At 68.3% G+C, this 15,701-nt stretch carries 14 protein-coding genes; 9 read left to right on the plus strand and 5 right to left on the minus strand.

The genetic code is table 11. The features are described 5' to 3' along the window. Window positions 1-2 precede the first annotated feature (2 nt). The 3 genes from AU197_RS02975 to AU197_RS02985 are packed head-to-tail and all read right to left on the minus strand — an operon-like array spanning window position 3 to window position 1,740. Entirely contained in the window at window positions 3-335 is a 333-nt protein-coding gene (locus AU197_RS02975; RefSeq protein ID WP_064400995.1) for a GNAT family N-acetyltransferase, read from the minus strand. A gap of 7 nt (window positions 336-342) precedes the next feature. After that, a complete protein-coding gene (locus tag AU197_RS02980) occupies window positions 343-1,308 on the minus strand; it encodes a pirin family protein (RefSeq protein WP_064400998.1) in 966 nt (321 codons plus the stop codon). A gap of 15 nt (window positions 1,309-1,323) precedes the next feature. Continuing rightward, the gene (locus tag AU197_RS02985; protein WP_064400999.1) at window positions 1,324-1,740 is read right to left on the minus strand and encodes an EVE domain-containing protein; all 417 of its coding nucleotides are present in this window, start codon (window positions 1,738-1,740) and stop codon (window positions 1,324-1,326) included. 97 nt (window positions 1,741-1,837) lie between these two features. On the opposite strand from AU197_RS02985, the gene AU197_RS02990 reads away from it, so the two are divergent. Further along, window positions 1,838-3,406: an acyl-CoA carboxylase subunit beta gene (locus AU197_RS02990; RefSeq protein ID WP_064401001.1), complete on the plus strand. Its 1,569-nt coding sequence runs from the start codon at window positions 1,838-1,840 to the stop codon at window positions 3,404-3,406. 199 nt (window positions 3,407-3,605) lie between these two features. On the opposite strand, the gene AU197_RS02995 is transcribed toward AU197_RS02990, so the two are convergent. After that, window positions 3,606-3,896, minus strand: coding sequence for a WhiB family transcriptional regulator (locus AU197_RS02995; protein WP_064401003.1), 291 nt, complete (start codon window positions 3,894-3,896; stop codon window positions 3,606-3,608). A 311-nt stretch (window positions 3,897-4,207) separates the two neighbouring features. On the opposite strand from AU197_RS02995, the gene AU197_RS03000 reads away from it, so the two are divergent. Next, entirely contained in the window at window positions 4,208-4,939 is a 732-nt protein-coding gene (locus AU197_RS03000; RefSeq protein ID WP_064401005.1) for a helix-turn-helix domain-containing protein, read from the plus strand. A gap of 9 nt (window positions 4,940-4,948) precedes the next feature. On the opposite strand, the gene AU197_RS03005 is transcribed toward AU197_RS03000, so the two are convergent. Next, window positions 4,949-6,259, minus strand: a complete 1,311-nt coding sequence (locus AU197_RS03005; protein ID WP_064401182.1) for a MinD/ParA family ATP-binding protein — start codon at window positions 6,257-6,259, stop codon at window positions 4,949-4,951. A gap of 515 nt (window positions 6,260-6,774) precedes the next feature. Between AU197_RS03005 and AU197_RS03010 the strand changes: the two genes are divergently transcribed. From AU197_RS03010 to eccCb, 7 genes are read left to right on the plus strand one after another with little or no spacing between them, the layout of a single operon-like run. Then, entirely contained in the window at window positions 6,775-7,101 is a 327-nt protein-coding gene (locus tag AU197_RS03010) for a type VII secretion target (protein ID WP_064401008.1), read from the plus strand. Window positions 7,102-7,157: 56 nt separating this feature from the next. After that, the gene (locus tag AU197_RS03015; protein ID WP_197415449.1) at window positions 7,158-7,937 is read left to right on the plus strand and encodes an ESX secretion-associated protein EspG; all 780 of its coding nucleotides are present in this window, start codon (window positions 7,158-7,160) and stop codon (window positions 7,935-7,937) included. A gap of 1 nt (window position 7,938) precedes the next feature. Continuing rightward, a complete protein-coding gene (locus AU197_RS03020) occupies window positions 7,939-8,409 on the plus strand; it encodes a hypothetical protein (RefSeq protein ID WP_064401012.1) in 471 nt (156 codons plus the stop codon). Beyond that, window positions 8,402-10,123 carry a type VII secretion AAA-ATPase EccA gene (gene eccA, locus AU197_RS03025; RefSeq protein ID WP_064401183.1) on the plus strand — a complete coding sequence of 574 codons (1,722 nt, stop codon included), beginning with the start codon at window positions 8,402-8,404 and terminating at the stop codon, window positions 10,121-10,123. Before AU197_RS03020 ends, eccA begins: the two co-directional genes overlap by 8 nt. A 2-nt stretch (window positions 10,124-10,125) precedes the next feature. Further along, the gene (gene eccB / locus AU197_RS03030) at window positions 10,126-11,601 is read left to right on the plus strand and encodes a type VII secretion protein EccB (protein ID WP_064401014.1); all 1,476 of its coding nucleotides are present in this window, start codon (window positions 10,126-10,128) and stop codon (window positions 11,599-11,601) included. After that, window positions 11,598-13,826, plus strand: coding sequence for a type VII secretion protein EccCa (gene eccCa / locus AU197_RS03035; RefSeq protein WP_064401016.1), 2,229 nt, complete (start codon window positions 11,598-11,600; stop codon window positions 13,824-13,826). Before eccB ends, eccCa begins: the two co-directional genes overlap by 4 nt. Further along, window positions 13,823-15,580 carry a type VII secretion protein EccCb gene (gene eccCb, locus AU197_RS03040; RefSeq protein WP_064401017.1) on the plus strand — a complete coding sequence of 586 codons (1,758 nt, stop codon included), beginning with the start codon at window positions 13,823-13,825 and terminating at the stop codon, window positions 15,578-15,580. Before eccCa ends, eccCb begins: the two co-directional genes overlap by 4 nt. Window positions 15,581-15,701: the final 121 nt, after the last annotated feature.

Genomic DNA, 15,701 nt, shown 5'->3' on the forward strand with positions numbered 1-15,701 from the left:
AACTACCGATTCTGCAGCCACTGCTCGACGTCGTCGGACACCGGATCGACGACGTCGGCGAACTCGTCGTGCTTCTCGACGTAGGACGCCACCATCTTGCAGACGGGCACGATGCGCAGCCCCGCGTCGCGGGTCTTCTGCAGCGCCTCGCCGATCAGGATCGTCGCTAGGCCGCGGCCCTCGAAGTCGCGATCCACCTCGGTGTGGGTGAAAACCCGCTGCCCGTCACGGTCGGCGAACTCGGCAAGCCCGACGTTCTTTCCGTCGACGGAGATGGTGTAGCGGTCGGCTTCGGCGGTGACCTCGGTGGGCGCGCCGGTTTTGTCGGTCGTCATGGTGTCTCTATACCCCCGGGTTCCGGCGGGGACGCAATGTCGCGTTGGGCAGTGGGGGAGCGGGCAGCCGTGTCACCGCGCCGCGGTAGCCCTGCGCGGCGCCGAACCGCTCGTCGCCGTCCTCCCACTGCCTGCGGTAGGCCGCGATGTCGTCGTGGCTGCGGCCGACGAAGTTCCACCACATGACCAGCTCCTCGGGGAACGGCGGGCCGCCGAGCAGCACGAGTCGGGCGGCCTCGCTGCCGCGATTGGCCAGGTGCAACCTCTCGGCGCCGGCCGCCTGGAACGCCAGGTCGGCGACCTCGAGCGCGGTGCCGTTGACGGCGACGTCGCCGTGGTCCAGCAGTACTCCGTGCTCGAATGCCGAATCGACTTCCAGCGTCACCTCCGCCTCGGGGTCGAGATCGATCTGTGCGCCGAGCAGCGGTGTGAATGTGTGCACCGGTGAACGCTCGCCCTCGAGTTCGCCGATGAACACCCGCAGCGTCGCGTCCCCGACTGCGCGCGGCGCGGGGATGAAGTGTTCGAACCCGCGTGCGGTGTCGCGCGCCTCCTCGGGCAGAGCCACCCACAGCTGCACGCCGTGCAGGATCGTGGTCGCGCTGGTCGACACCTCCGAGTGGCAGATGCCCGCTCCGGCTGTCATCAGGTTGAGCTCGCCGGGCCGCACCAGCGCGTGCACGCCCCCGCTGTCACGGTGCTCGACCTCGCCGTCGAACAACCAGCTGACCGTCTGCAGCCCGGTGTGCGGATGGGGCGGCACGTCCATTCCCGTCCCGCCGCGCACATCGTGCGGACCGTAGTGGTCGGCGAAACACCATGCACCGATCAGCGACCGCTCCCGCTGCGGCAGCGTCCGCCGTACCCGGATCGCGCGCGGTCCGCCCAGCGGCACCTCCCGTGGATGCAGGACACCCGCGAACGGGACTGCCGCGCAGGCAACTTCGGCCGGAGCCGGGTCGGTGTTGCTCACCCACCCACAGTAGGGCTAATCGGGGCTCGTCATCGCCGAACGGATCACCTCCAGATCGTCGTCGCCGATCTTGAACAACCCGAAGCGAAACTTGTATCCCCACCGTGACTTGTCCTCGACGAAGTCGAGCCTCTCGAGGAGCGGCCGGATCGGCGTTTCCTTGCAGGCGAGGAAGTCGACGTTGCGCCGCCATCGTTCGCCCTCCGGGAACGCATCGAGGTAGGGCTCGTCGTCGGCGATCTGCCCGAGCGCGGTGAAAGCCTGCAGCGGCGGGCCATCGGGGTAGACGGTGCGCGGGGAATAGAAGACGATCCAGTCGCCGCGCGCCATCCTGCGCAGCATCGTCGGCTTGCCGTGATTGGCCTGTGTGAAGCGGCCGCGCACGCCGAGTTCGACGTGGTCGCGGCTCACTGTGTTGATCCAGTTGGTCATGTCCGCACGCTAAGTGCGGCGGCCGACAGTTTCCGGTGTTGCGAGAAGCGCCTGTGGATAACCCGCGGCGGGCGTCGCGTGATTAGCATCGGACGCCGTGAGTGATGAGTCGCTGCGCGACGACCACGCCGAGCTCGCAAGACGCCGCGGACTCACCGAGGACGCGGCCCGGCCGGATGCCGTAGCCAGGCGACATGCGGCGAAGGCCCGGACCGCTCGGGAGAACATCGCCGACCTCGTCGACGAGGGATCGTTCGTGGAGTACGGGCGGTTCGCGATCGCCGCGCAGCGGCACGGCCGCGACCTCGAGGATCTGATCGCCCGCACCCCCGCCGACGGTCTGGTCGCCGGCACGGCCCGGATCAACGGCGACGTGTTCGGCGCCGAGCGCAGCGCGTGTGCGGTGCTGTCCTACGACTACACGGTGTTGGCGGGAACGCAGGGTGCGCTGGGCCACCGCAAGAAGGACCGACTGTTCGAGCTGATCGAGCGCATGCGACTGCCGACGGTGTTCTTCGCCGAAGGTGGCGGCGGGCGGCCCGGCGACACCGACTACCCGGCCGTGTCGTCGCTCGATGCGCGCGCCTTCAAGCTGTGGGCCGCGTTGTCGGGCGTGGTGCCGCGCATCGCCGTCGTTCACGGCCGCTGCTTCGCCGGCAACGCCGTCATCGCCGGATGCTCGGACCTCATCGTGGCAACGGAGGACACATCGATCGGTATGGGCGGGCCCGCGATGATCGCGGGCGGTGGGCTCGGTGACGTGCCGCCCGACGAGGTGGGCCCGATCAGCGTCCAGTCGCCCAACGGGGTGGTCGACGTCGTCGTGGCCGACGAGGCAGAGGCCGTCGCGGTGACCAAACGCCTGCTCGGCTACTTTCAAGGTTCGGCCGAGCCCGGGCCGGTCGCGGACCAAACACGTTTGCGCACAATCGTTCCCGAGCGCGCCCGCAGGGCGTATCAGGTCGCACCGATCATCGAGACGTTGGCCGACGAGGGCACGGTCACGTACCTGCGGACGAAGTTCGCACCGGAGATGGTGACCGCGCTGGGCCGTGTCGACGGCCGCGCGGTCGGGATCATCGCGAACAACACGATGGTGATGGCCGGCGCGATCACGGCTGCCGCCGCGGACAAGGCGGCCCGCTTCCTGCAGCTGTGCGACACGTTCGGGCTGCCCGTGCTCTCACTGGTCGACTGCCCGGGCTACATGGTGGGTCCGGCGGCCGAGTCCGAGGCCCTGGTGCGCCGCGCGTCGCGGATGCTGGTGGCGGGTGCGGCGCTCGAGGTACCGCTGGTCGCGGTGATTCTGCGACGCGGGTATGGACTGGGGGCACAGGCGATGACCGGCGGCAGCCTGCACGAGCCGGTGCTGACGGTGGCGTGGCCGGGGGCGCACCTGGGTCCGATGGGACTGGAGGGCGCGGTCCGGCTGGGAATGCGTAAGGAACTGGAAGCGATCGCCGACGAGGACGAGCGCGAGGAAAGGGTCAGGCAGGCGACGACGGCCGCGCAGGAAAAGGCCAAGGCGCTCAACGCCGCTGCGTTGTTCGAGATCGACGATGTGATCGACCCGGCGGACACGCGCGACGTCGTGATCAACGCGTTGTCCGCGGCCACCGCGCACGCGCAGCGTGGTCCGGGCCGGCGATTCGTCGATACCTGGTAGCGCAAGAAAAAGGGGACGGTGCCGCCTGCGCCTCTCGGCGAGTGGTCGCTCGAAGCGACGATTGTGGTTGGGGCCCGGGGCATGCCCGGCACCGTCGCATCCGTCAACCCGTCGGTGCCCGGAGATATTCCGGGCGACGGTCGGGGCCCGCCGCCGACCCCCCGATCCGGCGGCGGGCCCGATCCGTGGTCGGTCCGTGTCAGGCCGATTCCGCGTAGAACCGACGAGCCCGCACGGGGTGGCCGTGCTGTTCTGCCAACGACCGCAGCTGCCGCAGAGCAAACGTGCGGCCGCGCCCCGCCTCGGGAACGAAGATCCCTGCCCACAGACCCTCGGCGCGCGGCAACTCGCATGCGTCCCGGGCGCAGAGCCAGCGGCGGGGGCACGCGCGGCAGATGGCCTTGGCCTGCTCGTCGGCCGATGTGGTCCACCGCTCCGGGTCCCGGGTGCAAGCACCGACGGGCGTCTCGTCCCATGGGGTCGTGTTCATTCGTGTTGCTCCTCTGTGCTGTGTGCGGCCCATCGGCTGCGATGCCGAAAACGTAGCGGAGAAACCGTAGCGACGCAACAGTTAGTGGCGACAATCCGCCCGGCTCAGGTGCGCTAAGGCCGGTTGAACAGGGGTTATCGCGGAAATAGCGCCACCCAAAAGGTGTAGCGCTGGCACTCGGTGGTCAGTATGAACCGCAGCGTCGACACGATTTGTCAGCCGCCACGCCGCCCCAAGCCGTAGCGCGCAACATAACGAGGGATACGATTGCGGCGACTTGTCATCCCCGCCATCGAGGACCCGCCGCGCCCATGACCAATCCGGAATCGGTCGACGGATCGACCGAGGCGCTCGATCCCGGCATGGTTCGAGCAGGTGCGGCCGCCGCGGCCCGACGTCGCGAACTCAACATCAGCCAACGCAGCCTCGCGGCGGACGGCATCATCAACGCCGGTGCCCTGATCGCCTTCGAGAAGGGCAGAAGCTGGCCGCGGGAGCGGACCCGAGCAAAGCTCGAAGAGGTGCTGCGGTGGCCGCCCGGCACGATCGCAGGGCTCCGTCGAGGCGAACCGGTGGGCGAGGAGCAACCGCCCGCCGGGACACCGCGCAGCGCCGAGGTGCCGTTGATCGCCGAGGCGGTGATCACCGCCGCGCGGACGTTCGACTCGGCCATCGCGGCGCTACCGGAATCCGAGGACCCCGAGTTCGGCGCCAAGGCCGCCAAGATCCTGGCCGACCTGCGTCAACTGGAGGCGGTGGCGGCGCGGGCGGCGCGGATCGGCAGGGTGACTCCGCCGCTGATCAAGGCGTTGAGCGCGGTGCGGACACGCTACGACGAGCTGATGCTGCGCGCGGCGAGATCCGCGGGCGCAACACTCGGTCAGCGCCTCTACGCCGCCCGACGCCGCGCCAACCTCACCATCGCCGAAACCGCCCAGGCGGCGGGGGTTTCCGATGACGATATCGCGCACGCCGAGGCAGGAGAGCAGGTTCCGGCGGTGGCCGCCGAGGCGATCGCCGCACTGGTCGACGAGCTCAGTTGAGCCGGCGAGTCAGTGGCGTTCGCGGCTGCGGTCGTCGCTGGTGGGGAAGTGCTCGGCCAGCGCGGCGGCGATCTCGAGAAACCGCCGCCGGGTCTTGGCAGACATCTCCGATGTCCCGTTGATGACACCGCCCGGCCGCAGATGCCCGTCGAACGGCACCTCGATGACTCTTTGGCCCTGACCCGAAAACTGTTGGGCCAGTATCGAACGCGTGCGCTTGTCGGCATGGCCGTCAGAATCGTTGAGCACGATCACCGTGCGCTGCAGCAGCTTCGTGAGCCCCCGTGCGGCCAACCAGTCCAGCGTCTGGCCGGCCACGGCCGCGCCGTCGACCCACGGTGAGGACACCACGACCATCGCGTCCAGGTCCCGGAGCACCTCCTGGGTGACCGGGGAGTCCATCGTCGAGCTGCAGTCGATGATCGAGATCGTGAAGTAGCGGTCCAGCCGCGAGGTGGCTTCGCGGTAGATCGCCGGGTCGAGCACCCGGCGGCGCGCAGGCGTGCCTTCACCGGCGAGCACGAAGAGCCCGGCGGCGTTGTTTCCGACGCGGCTGCGGACGTCGGCGAAGGTCTCCAGGTGCTGGTCGGCGGCCAGTTCCCAGTACGAACCCTGCGCCCTGGGGTCGACACGGCTGCCCAGCTTGCCGAATGCGGTGTCCGCGTCGATTGCGACGACCCGGTCGTCCTGACGGATCTCGGCGAACACGGATCCGATGCTGGCCGAGACCGTCGTCTTGCCGACCCCGCCCTTGCCCATGACGCCGATCTTGTAGTGCCCACGCAGCGCACCGCGGATCTTCGCCTCCAGCTCGGCCTGCCGGACCTCGTCCGGCCCCGGCCCGAGGTTCACATATCCGAAGGTCGCTCGGTACAGGGCGAATCGCCAACCCCGGGTGGGCACCGGTTTACGTGGCGGCATCAACTCGTCGGGCCGGATCCTCTCGGCATAGGAACCCGTCGGTTGCGGCGGTGCGGCCGGAGCCTGCGGCCCGGGACCGGGCCAGGGCCCGTTGGTCGGCTGGCCGGGCTGCTGCGGAGGACGAGGCGGCGGTTGCTGCCTGGTCGGGTGGCCCCACATCCGCGGATCGGGACGGGGGGCGGCCGGTACCGGTCCGGTGTCGCGCAGCGAGTCCGGGGGCGGACCGAATCGGGACGGCTGTTCGCGGAAACTGGCGCGCGGCGCCTCCGGATCCGGAAAACCCGGTGGCGGCGGCTGCGCCGGTTCGGGTTCGGGTTCGGAGGGCGGCGGCTGCTGGCCGGCCTCCTCGGGGCTCGTCCAGCCGAGTTCTCTGCGCAGCGCGTCATCGCGGTCGCTCAATGCGATCTCCTCCGGATCTCGTCTGTCGTCGGTCCCCGGGCTCAAGTATCAACCACGGTCCGTGCGGCTCCTCGTCAGCACTGCCAGCTAACAGCTGCCGGGCATTGTCCGGGACGATGCGAAGCGCGGTGACCCGACGTCCAGCAGGCCGGGACCGTCGGCGGGCGTGCTTGCCAGGTCAAGCAGGGGCGAGCGGCTTGCGCACGCGGAAAGCGTGGCCAAGCGCACCAAGCGAGTTTGCTGCAACCGACATAGGTTCGGTTATGCCGCTGGGATGGAGGTTTGGGCATTAACTGGGAGGCCCGTGTGCCGACCGGTCGGGCCGCCCCGAGGGGTCGAAAATTTGGTGACGTTGAGGGTGCTCAACCGCTGGTACGCTGACTCGCGGCGACGGCGCCTGCGCGCTCGGTTCCGGCTGTGTGGAGGGATCCGCGGCAAATATATGGGCTCTGCGCGCAAACGGGTGGTTCCGCAACGGCGTGTCACCACACGACGAAGGGAAGGGGTGAACGGCGGTGTCTGACGACAATGTGCGTGTCTCCGCCGCGCACCTCGGCGACCTGGCCGCCCGCCATGATCGGACCGCCGCGGACATGCGAGCGACGAGTCGCGCCGGCGAGGACCTCCAGGCAGCGATCACGAACACCCACGGCACGATCGCGGCACCGACCGTCGGTGCGCTCGATGCCGTGCTCACCTCGCGCGACCACGCGGGCGTCGCGGTCGCGGAATCGTCGACGGCGCTCTCCGACGGGCTGACCGACGCCGCCGCGCGCTACGACCGGGCCGATGAGGCGGCGGCCTCGACGCTGAGCACCCAGCTGCAGAGGGATCGGCCGTGAGCACGGATGCCACGCATATCGACGACGTCGTGGGCGTCGAGGTGACCATCGACGGCATGCTGGTCATCGCCGACCGGATGGGCTTGATGGAATTCCCGACGGCGTTGGGCATCCGGCCGAACATCCCTCAGCCTGAACTGCGCGACCGTGTGTGGGACCAAGTCGCCCGGGACCTGTCCGCGCAGGGTGTGCTCGACGTGTTCGGCCATCCGCATCCGGAGGTGGCGGCGATGGTCGACACGTTGAGCCGGGCGGACCGCACGTTGGAAGCTCGCTGGTGGCGGCGCGACGTCGGCGGCAAGCTGATCAGGTTCGTGGTCTGTCGCAAGGGTGACCGCCATGTCGTCGCGGCCCGTGATGGCGACATGCTGGTGTTGCAGCGAGTGGCTCCCCAGGTGGGTTTGGCCGGCATGGTGACGACGGTGCTGGGCACCGCGACACCGGCCGACGTCGAGCCGCTGACCGGCGTGGCGAGCAAACTCGCCGCATGCCGCGACGCAAACGAGATCGCCGCCTACGGAATAGGGCCCTCCTCGGCACGCGCCTACGCCGAGATCATCGCCGACCCGGCGAGCTGGGCCGAGATCACCGCGATCGAGCGGCACCCCGGCGGCACGTTCACCCAAGCCGACGTCGCGGCGGGCGTGCTCGACTCCAAGTACGGGCGGATCGTGTCGATTCCCAGGCGGGTCAGCGGGGAACTGTACGGCAGCTTCCTGCCCGGCAGCACCGACAACCTGCAGCGCGCACTCGACGGGTTGATCGAATTCCTGCCGTCGCGAACGTGGTTCGAGCACGCCACGCTCGATCCAGCGGAGGCGTCGCACGGTGGCTGAGATGTCCGAACGCCATCCCGACGACGAGCGCGACGACTTGGCCGCGCTCGATTTCAGCCCGCCCGCCGCATCCGAGGACTCCGTCCTCGACGCCCTGGATGTCCACGGCACCGGTGGACAAAGCGACGCCGAACAGCCGGTGCACGTCGTCACCGTGACCAATCCGCCGGGCACCGTCTCCGTCAGCGCCTCGCTCGACGGCCGGATCAGTCGAATCGAACTGTCGCCGAAGGCAAGTGGTCTGACGGAAGCCAAGCTCGCCGAAGAGGTCGTCGTCCTCGCCGGGCTCGCCAGTCAAGACGCGAAGAGCACGCAGCACGTCAGCATGCTCGAGGGCATGCGTCAACAGGGTCACGACGACGCAGCGACCCGTGACTTCCTCACCCGCGATCTGGGTCTTCCCAGCCCGGAACAAGCCCGCGCCGAGCGCACCCGCTTGTTCACGACAAGATATGCCGGTGACCATGACTGAGCACCTCGCCGGCCTGTTCGGAAGCGCGGTCGGCATGCTGGCCAGCACCCCGGCGCGCGCATTCGAGATCTTCACGGAGATCACCACTTTCGACGAATCAGCCTGTGACGCGTGGGTGGGCCGCATCCGTTGCGGCGACACCGACAGGGTCACGCTGTTCCGCGCCTGGTACTCACGAGCCAACTTCGGTCAGCTCGCCGGCTCGGCCGAGATCTCGATGAACAGCCTCAACGCGCGGGTGCCTATCGGGGGGCCGTTCGGCGACATCACCTACCCGGTCAATTCGCCGCTGGCCATCACCATGGGTTTCGCCGCCAGCGAGGCGTCGATCGGCAACTACGCCGACGCGATGGAGGCTCTCGAAGACGCCCCGGCCGCCGGGGCCGAGCACCTGGTGTCCTGGATCAAGGCCGTGATCTACGCCGCCGCCGAGCGCTGGACCGATGTGATCGACCAGGTCCGCGGCGCCGCCGCGTGGCCCGACAAGTTCCTCGCCGCGGCCGCGGGTGTGGCGCACGGCGTCGCGGCCGCCAACCTCGGGTTGTTCACCGAGGCCGAGCGACGGCTCACCGAGTCCAACTCCTCCCCGGCGGGTGAGGCGTGTGCACCGGCCATCGCGTGGTTCCTGGCGATGACCCGCCGCAGCCAGGGCAACGAAGAGTCGGCGGTCGCGCTGCTGGAGTGGTTGCAGGCCACCCATCCCGGCCCCAAAGTCGTGCAAGCCCTGCGGGATCCGTCGTATCGGCTCACCACGACGACCGCGGAGCTGATCGCGGCGCGCAGGGATCCGTGGGATCCGGGCAGCGTCGAAGTCGACACGACGGGTCGGGACCGGTTGCTCGCCGACGCGCAAGCCGAACTCGATCGCCAGATCGGGCTGACGCGGGTGAAGGAGCAGATCGAGGCCTACCGCGCCGCGACGCAGATGGCCAAGATCCGCGCGGCGCGCGGTATGAAGGTCGCGCAGACGTCGAAGCACATGATCTTCGCCGGACCGCCCGGCACGGGAAAGACGACGATCGCTCGCGTCGTCGCCAACATCCTGGCGGGCCTTGGCGTCACCGCCGAACCCAAGCTCGTCGAATCCTCCCGCAAGGACTTCGTCGCCGAGTACGAAGGGCAGTCGGCCGTCAAGACCAGCCGCACCATCGACCGCGCCCTCGGCGGCGTGTTGTTCATTGACGAGGCCTACACCCTGGTGCAGGAACGCGACGGTCGCGCCGACCCGTTCGGCACCGAGGCCCTGGACACGCTGCTCGCCCGAATGGAGAACGACCGGGACCGGCTCGTGGTGATCATCGCCGGCTACAGCGCCGACATCGACCGCCTGCTGGAATCCAACGACGGGCTGCGCTCGCGATTCGCCACCCGTATCGAGTTCGACTCCTACACCCCCGACGAGATCGTCGAGATCGCCGAAGTCATTGCCCGCTCCAATGATTCGTCGCTGAATGAGCAGGCCGCCAAACAGGTGCTCGAGGCCGCCACCCTGCTGAGCAGCCGCACACTCAACGGCAAACCCGCGCTCGACATCGCGGGGAACGGCCGCTACGCCCGCCAGCTGGTCGAGGCCGGCGAACAGAACCGCGATATGCGGTTGGCCCGTTCGATCGACATCGACAGCCTCGGCGACGAACAGCTCAGCGAGATCAACGGTGAGGACATGGCCGCCGCCATCGGCGCGGTGCACGCACGTCTGAGCATCGGCGATTAGCTATGGCGGGATTCCGGCTCACCACCAAGGTCCAGGTCAGCGGTTGGCGCTTTCTGCTGCGCCGCGTCGAGCACGCGATCGTGCGCCGGGACACCCGCATGTTCGACGACCCCTTGCAGTTCTACAGCCGCGCCGTGTCCGCGGGTGTGGTCATCGCGGTGCTCATCTGCCTGGGTGCCGCGCTGCTGGCGTACTTCAAACCGCTCGGCAAACGAGGCAACGACACGCTTCTCGTCGACCGCAACACCAACCAGCTCTACGTGATGCTCCCCGGCAGCGGGCAGTTGCGGCCGGTGTACAACCTGACGTCGGCGCGGCTCGTTCTCGGCAACGCCGGAACCCCGGTGGCGGTCAAGTCCGAGGAGTTGAACCGCATGCCGAAGGGGCAGTCGATCGGGATTCCCGGCGCGCCCTACGCAACGCCGGTCGGCGGCGCGAATTCGATGTGGACACTGTGTGACACCGTCACCAAGCCCGAGAGCGTGGTGCCGAACCTGGAATCGTCGATCATCGTCCGGCCCCTGGTTGCCGACGCGTCGGTCGCGCCGATGCGCCCCGATCAGGGCATGTTGGTCTCCTACGAGAACGACATCTGGCTGGTGACCGAAAGCGGCAGACACGACATCGATCTCGCCGACCGCGCGCTCACCTCGGCGGTCGGCATCCCGGTGACGGCGAGGGCGACGCCGATCTCGCGCGGTCTGTTCAACGCGCTTCCCAACGCGGGTCCGTGGCGTCTTCCCGACATCCCGTCCTTCGGGTCCCCCAATTCGGTCGGCCTGCCGCCCAACCTCGTGGTGGGCTCGGTGTTCAAGGCGTTGACCGAGGACGGTGAACAGCATTTCGTGGTGCTGCCCGACGGTGTCGCGCAGATCAACGACACCACCGCCGCCGCGCTGCGCGCGACGAATTCGTTCGGGCTCGTCACGCCGCCGTCGGTGGAGGCCAGTGTGGTCGCGCGAATCCCCGAACACATCTTCGCCTCACCGCTACCCGACAGACCTCTGGAGATCCTGCTGCGTGAGGACGCCCCGACATTGTGCTGGGCGTGGCAGCGCGAGCCCGGCGATCAGGCGCCGAAGACGACGGTGATCGCGGGCCGGCGACTGCCCATCCCGCCGTCGGCGATGGGCACCGGGGTCAAGCAGATCGGAGGTGATGCAACGGTTTACATCGATGGCGGTCAGTACATCCAGTTGCAGTCGCCCGACCCGCGGTACGGCGAGAGCCTCTACTACATCGACCCGCAAGGCGTGCGGTACGGGCTGCCCAACGAGGACACCGGCAACACGCTCGGGCTGTCCAATCCGACCACCGCGCCGTGGCAGGTGGTCGGGCGTCTGGTGGACGGTCCGGTTCTGTCGAAGGAGGCGGCGCTGATCGAACACGACACCCTGCCTCCGAACCCCAACCCGCGCAAGGTTGGTGGCGACCCTACCGCGCAACCGGCCGCGGCCCCGTCCGGAGGCGGCCGATGACCACCAAGAAGTTCACCCCGATCATCAAGCGCGGACCGCGGCTGACCCCGGGCGAGATCAACGTCGCACCGCCCGAGGACCTGGGCGTCGAGATCCCGCCGTCGGGCATCCAGAAGGCGCTGCCGTGGGTGATGGGCGGCGGCATGCTCGGAATGATCGCGATCATGATCTTCACCGGTATCCGGCAGCTCTCGCCGTACATGTTGATGATGCCGTTGATGATGATCATGGCGACCGTCGGATTCATGGCAGGGGGCGGCCCCGGCGGCAAGCGTGTTCCCGAAATCAATGCGGACCGTAAGGAATATCTCCGTTACCTGGCCGGGCTCCGCACGCGGGTCACATCCTCGGCGGCCGCTCAGGTGACGTTCTTCAACTATCACGCCCCGCACCCCGAGGACCTGCTTTCGCTCATCGGTGGCAACCGCCAGTGGTCCCGACAGACCAACGCCGATTTCTTCGCCGCGACCCGAATCGGGCTGGGCACCGAGCCTGCGGTCGACCGACTGCTCAAGCCGGCGATCGGTGGAGAGCTGGCCGGTCCGCAGGGCGCGCCGCAACCGCACCTGGAACCCGTGAGCCACATGTGGGTGACGAAGTTTCTCCGCACCCACGGGCTCATCCACGACTGCCCGAAACTCCTCGCGCTGCGCACGTTTCCCACCATCGCCGTCGGTGGCGACCCGGATGGCGCGGCCGGCCTGCTCGCGGCCATGATCTGTCACCTCGCGGTGTTCCACCCACCCGACCTGCTGCAGATGCGGGTGCTCATCGACAACCCCGAGGACCCGAACTGGGCCTGGCTCAAGTGGTTACCGCATCTGCAGCATCAGACCGACACGGACGCCGCGGGTCCCACCCGCATGATCTTCACCCGTCCCGACGGTCTGAGCGACTTGACCGCACGCGGCCCCCACTCCGCCGACGCGGCGCCTAACGGACCCTACGTCGTCGTATTCGACCTCACGGGCGGGAAGGCCGGCTTTCCGGTCGACGGCCGGGCCGGCGTCACCGTCATCACGCTCGGCAACCACCGAGGCTCGGCGTACCGCATCCGAGTGGCGGCCGACGGCACCGCCGACGACCGGCTGCCCAACCAGACCTTCCGGCTGATCACATCGAGAGTCGACCACCTGACATCGGATCAGGCGGCCCGTGTCGCACGCAAGCTGGCGGGGTGGTCGATCACCGGCACGATCATCGACAAGAGCGTCCGCGTGCACAAGAAGATCGCCACCGAGTGGCATCAACTGGTCGGAGCCCAGTCGATCGAAGAGGTGACCCCGGCACGGTGGCGCATGTTCAGCGACACCGACCGCGACCGGTTGCGCATCCCCTTCGGCCATGAACTCAAGACCGGCGACATCATGTACCTCGACATCAAGGAGGGCGCCGAGTTCGGCGCCGGTCCGCACGGGATGCTCATCGGCACAACGGGTTCGGGTAAGTCGGAGTTCCTCCGCACCCTGATCCTCTCGCTGGCCGCCACCCACCACCCCGACCAGGTGAACCTGCTGCTCACCGACTTCAAGGGCGGCTCGACATTCCTGGGCATGGAGAAGCTGCCGCATACCGCCGCCGTCGTCACCAACATGGAAGAGGAAGCCGAGCTGGTCAGCCGCATGGGTGAGGTGCTCAGTGGCGAGTTGGACCGCAGACAGTCCATCCTGCGCCAGGCCGGTATGCAGGTCGGCGCGGCCGGTGCGCTGTCCGGTGTCGCCGAATACGAGAAGCATCGCGAACGCGGCGCCGACCTGCCACCACTGCCAACCCTTTTCGTGGTTGTCGACGAGTTCGCCGAGCTGCTGCAGAACCATCCCGACTTCATCGCGCTGTTCGACCGGATCTGCCGGGTGGGCCGATCGCTGCGGGTACACCTGCTGTTGGCGACGCAGTCGCTGAACACCGGCGGTGTGCGCATCGACAAGCTGGAACCGAACCTCACCTACCGGATCGCGCTGCGCACAACCAGTTCCGCCGAATCGAAAGCCGTGATCGGCACGCCGGAGGCGCAGTACATCACGAACAAGGAGAGCGGTGTGGGCTTCCTTCGCGTGGGCATGGAGGACCCGGTCAAGTTCCACAGCGTCTACACCGGCGTCAACTATGTCCCCACGTCGGGGCGACAGGACAACGGGGAGGTCAGGCCGCAGGCCAGACGGCCGAGCCGGCCGCGCATCCGTCCTTTCACCGCGGCGCCGATCCCGGAGACGGTGCGGTCATGAGCATCGAACCGGACCAGCGGGTGCTCCGCGAGGTGGTGCTGGACCAGCTGACCACCGGTGAGACCCGCGCCTATCGGATGTGGTTGCCGCCGTTGGCCGATCCGACACCGGTCGACGAGCTGATCGCGAACGACCGCCAGCGCCAGCCGCTGCGCTTCGGACTGGGCATCATGGACGAACCGCGCCGGCACCGCCAGGAGGTGTGGGGCATCGACACGTCCTCGGCCGGCGGCAACATCGCCGTCGGCGGGGCACCCCAGACCGGTAAGTCCACCTTTCTGCAGACGCTGATCCTGTCGGCGGCCGCGTCCCACACGCCGCGCCAGGTCCAGTTCTACTGTGTCGACCTCGGCGGCGGCGGACTGCTGTACCTCGAGGACCTGCCGCATGTGGGAGGTGTTGCGACACGCTCCGAGCCGGACCGGGTTAACCGTGTCGTGGCCGAGATGAAAGGCGTACTGCGGCAACGCGAAGCGATGTTCAAGCAGTATCGCGTCGGATCGATGGCCGCATATCGCGAGATGCGCGACGATGCGAACCACCCCTTGGCGGCCGATCCGTTCGGCGACGTGTTCCTGGTCATCGACGGCTGGCCGGCGTTCGTCGCGGAGTTCGGTGACCTCGAGTCCGTCGTGCAGGATCTCGCCGGCCAAGGCCTGCAGTTCGGGGTGCACACGGTGATCTCGACGCCCCGCTGGACCGAGCTCAAGGCACGCGTGCGCGACTACCTGGGCACGAAGGTCGAGTTCCGGCTGGGCGACGTCAACGAGACCCAGATCGACCGCATCACCCGGGAGATACCGGCCAACCGGCCCGGCCGCGCGGTGTCGATGGAAAAGCACCACCTGATGATCGGGGTGCCACGCCTCGACGGGGTGCACAGCGCCGAGAACCTCGTCCCCGCGTTGTCGGACGCGGTTCAGGTGATCGCAGCGCGGCACACCGACCAGGCCCCCAAGGTGCGTGTCCTGCCCGAGCGCATCTACCTGCACCACCTGGATCCCAACCCGCCCGGCCCGGACGCCGACTACCGCACCCGGTGGACGGTGCCGCTGGGACTGCGCGAATCCGACATGGGCGTCGCCTACAACCACATGCACACCACTCCGCACATGTTGATCTTCGGGGGGCCCAAATCGGGCAAGACCCGGATAGCACATGCTGTCGCACAAGCGATTTGCGCACGCAACAGCCCGGATCAAGTCCGGTTCATGCTCGCGGACTACCGGTCCGGTCTGCTCGACGCGGTGCCACAGTCACATCTGCTCGCGGCGGGCGCCATCAACCGCAACAACGCGAGCCTGGAAGAGGCGATCAAGGCGTTCGCCATCAACCTGCAGCGGCGCCTTCCGCCTGCGGACCTCACCACGGCCCAGTTGCGTGCCCGGTCCTGGTGGAGCGGGCCGGATGTGGTGCTGCTGGTCGACGACTGGCACATGATCGTTGCCGCCAGCGGTGTGGTGCCGCCGATGGCTCCGTTGTTCCCGCTGTTGCCCGCGGCCGCCGATATCGGCCTGCACATCATCGTCACCTGCCAGATGAGTCAGGCGCACCGCGCCACCATGGACAAATTCGTCGGAGCCGCGTACGGCGCCGGATCTCCGACGCTTTTCCTATCGGGTGAGAAACAGGAGTTCCCCTCGAGCGAGGTCCGACTCAAGCGCCGTCCACCCGGCCAGGGATTTCTGGTCTCACCGGAGGGGAAGGAGGTCATCCAGGCGGCTTATGTGGACCCCCCAGAAGAAGTTGTGTAAAGAGCACCCCCAGGCCGCCGTTAAGATGATTCGAGGCGCGCCAGCAAATGCCGTGGCGAAGCCATAGCAAAGAGGTCGGGGGACCGGTTCCTGGCTGGCGGACAGCGGTGTCCGAGCGTGC

The organism is Mycobacterium sp. IS-1590, assembly GCF_001500025.1.
Lineage (GTDB): Bacteria > Actinomycetota > Actinomycetes > Mycobacteriales > Mycobacteriaceae > Mycobacterium.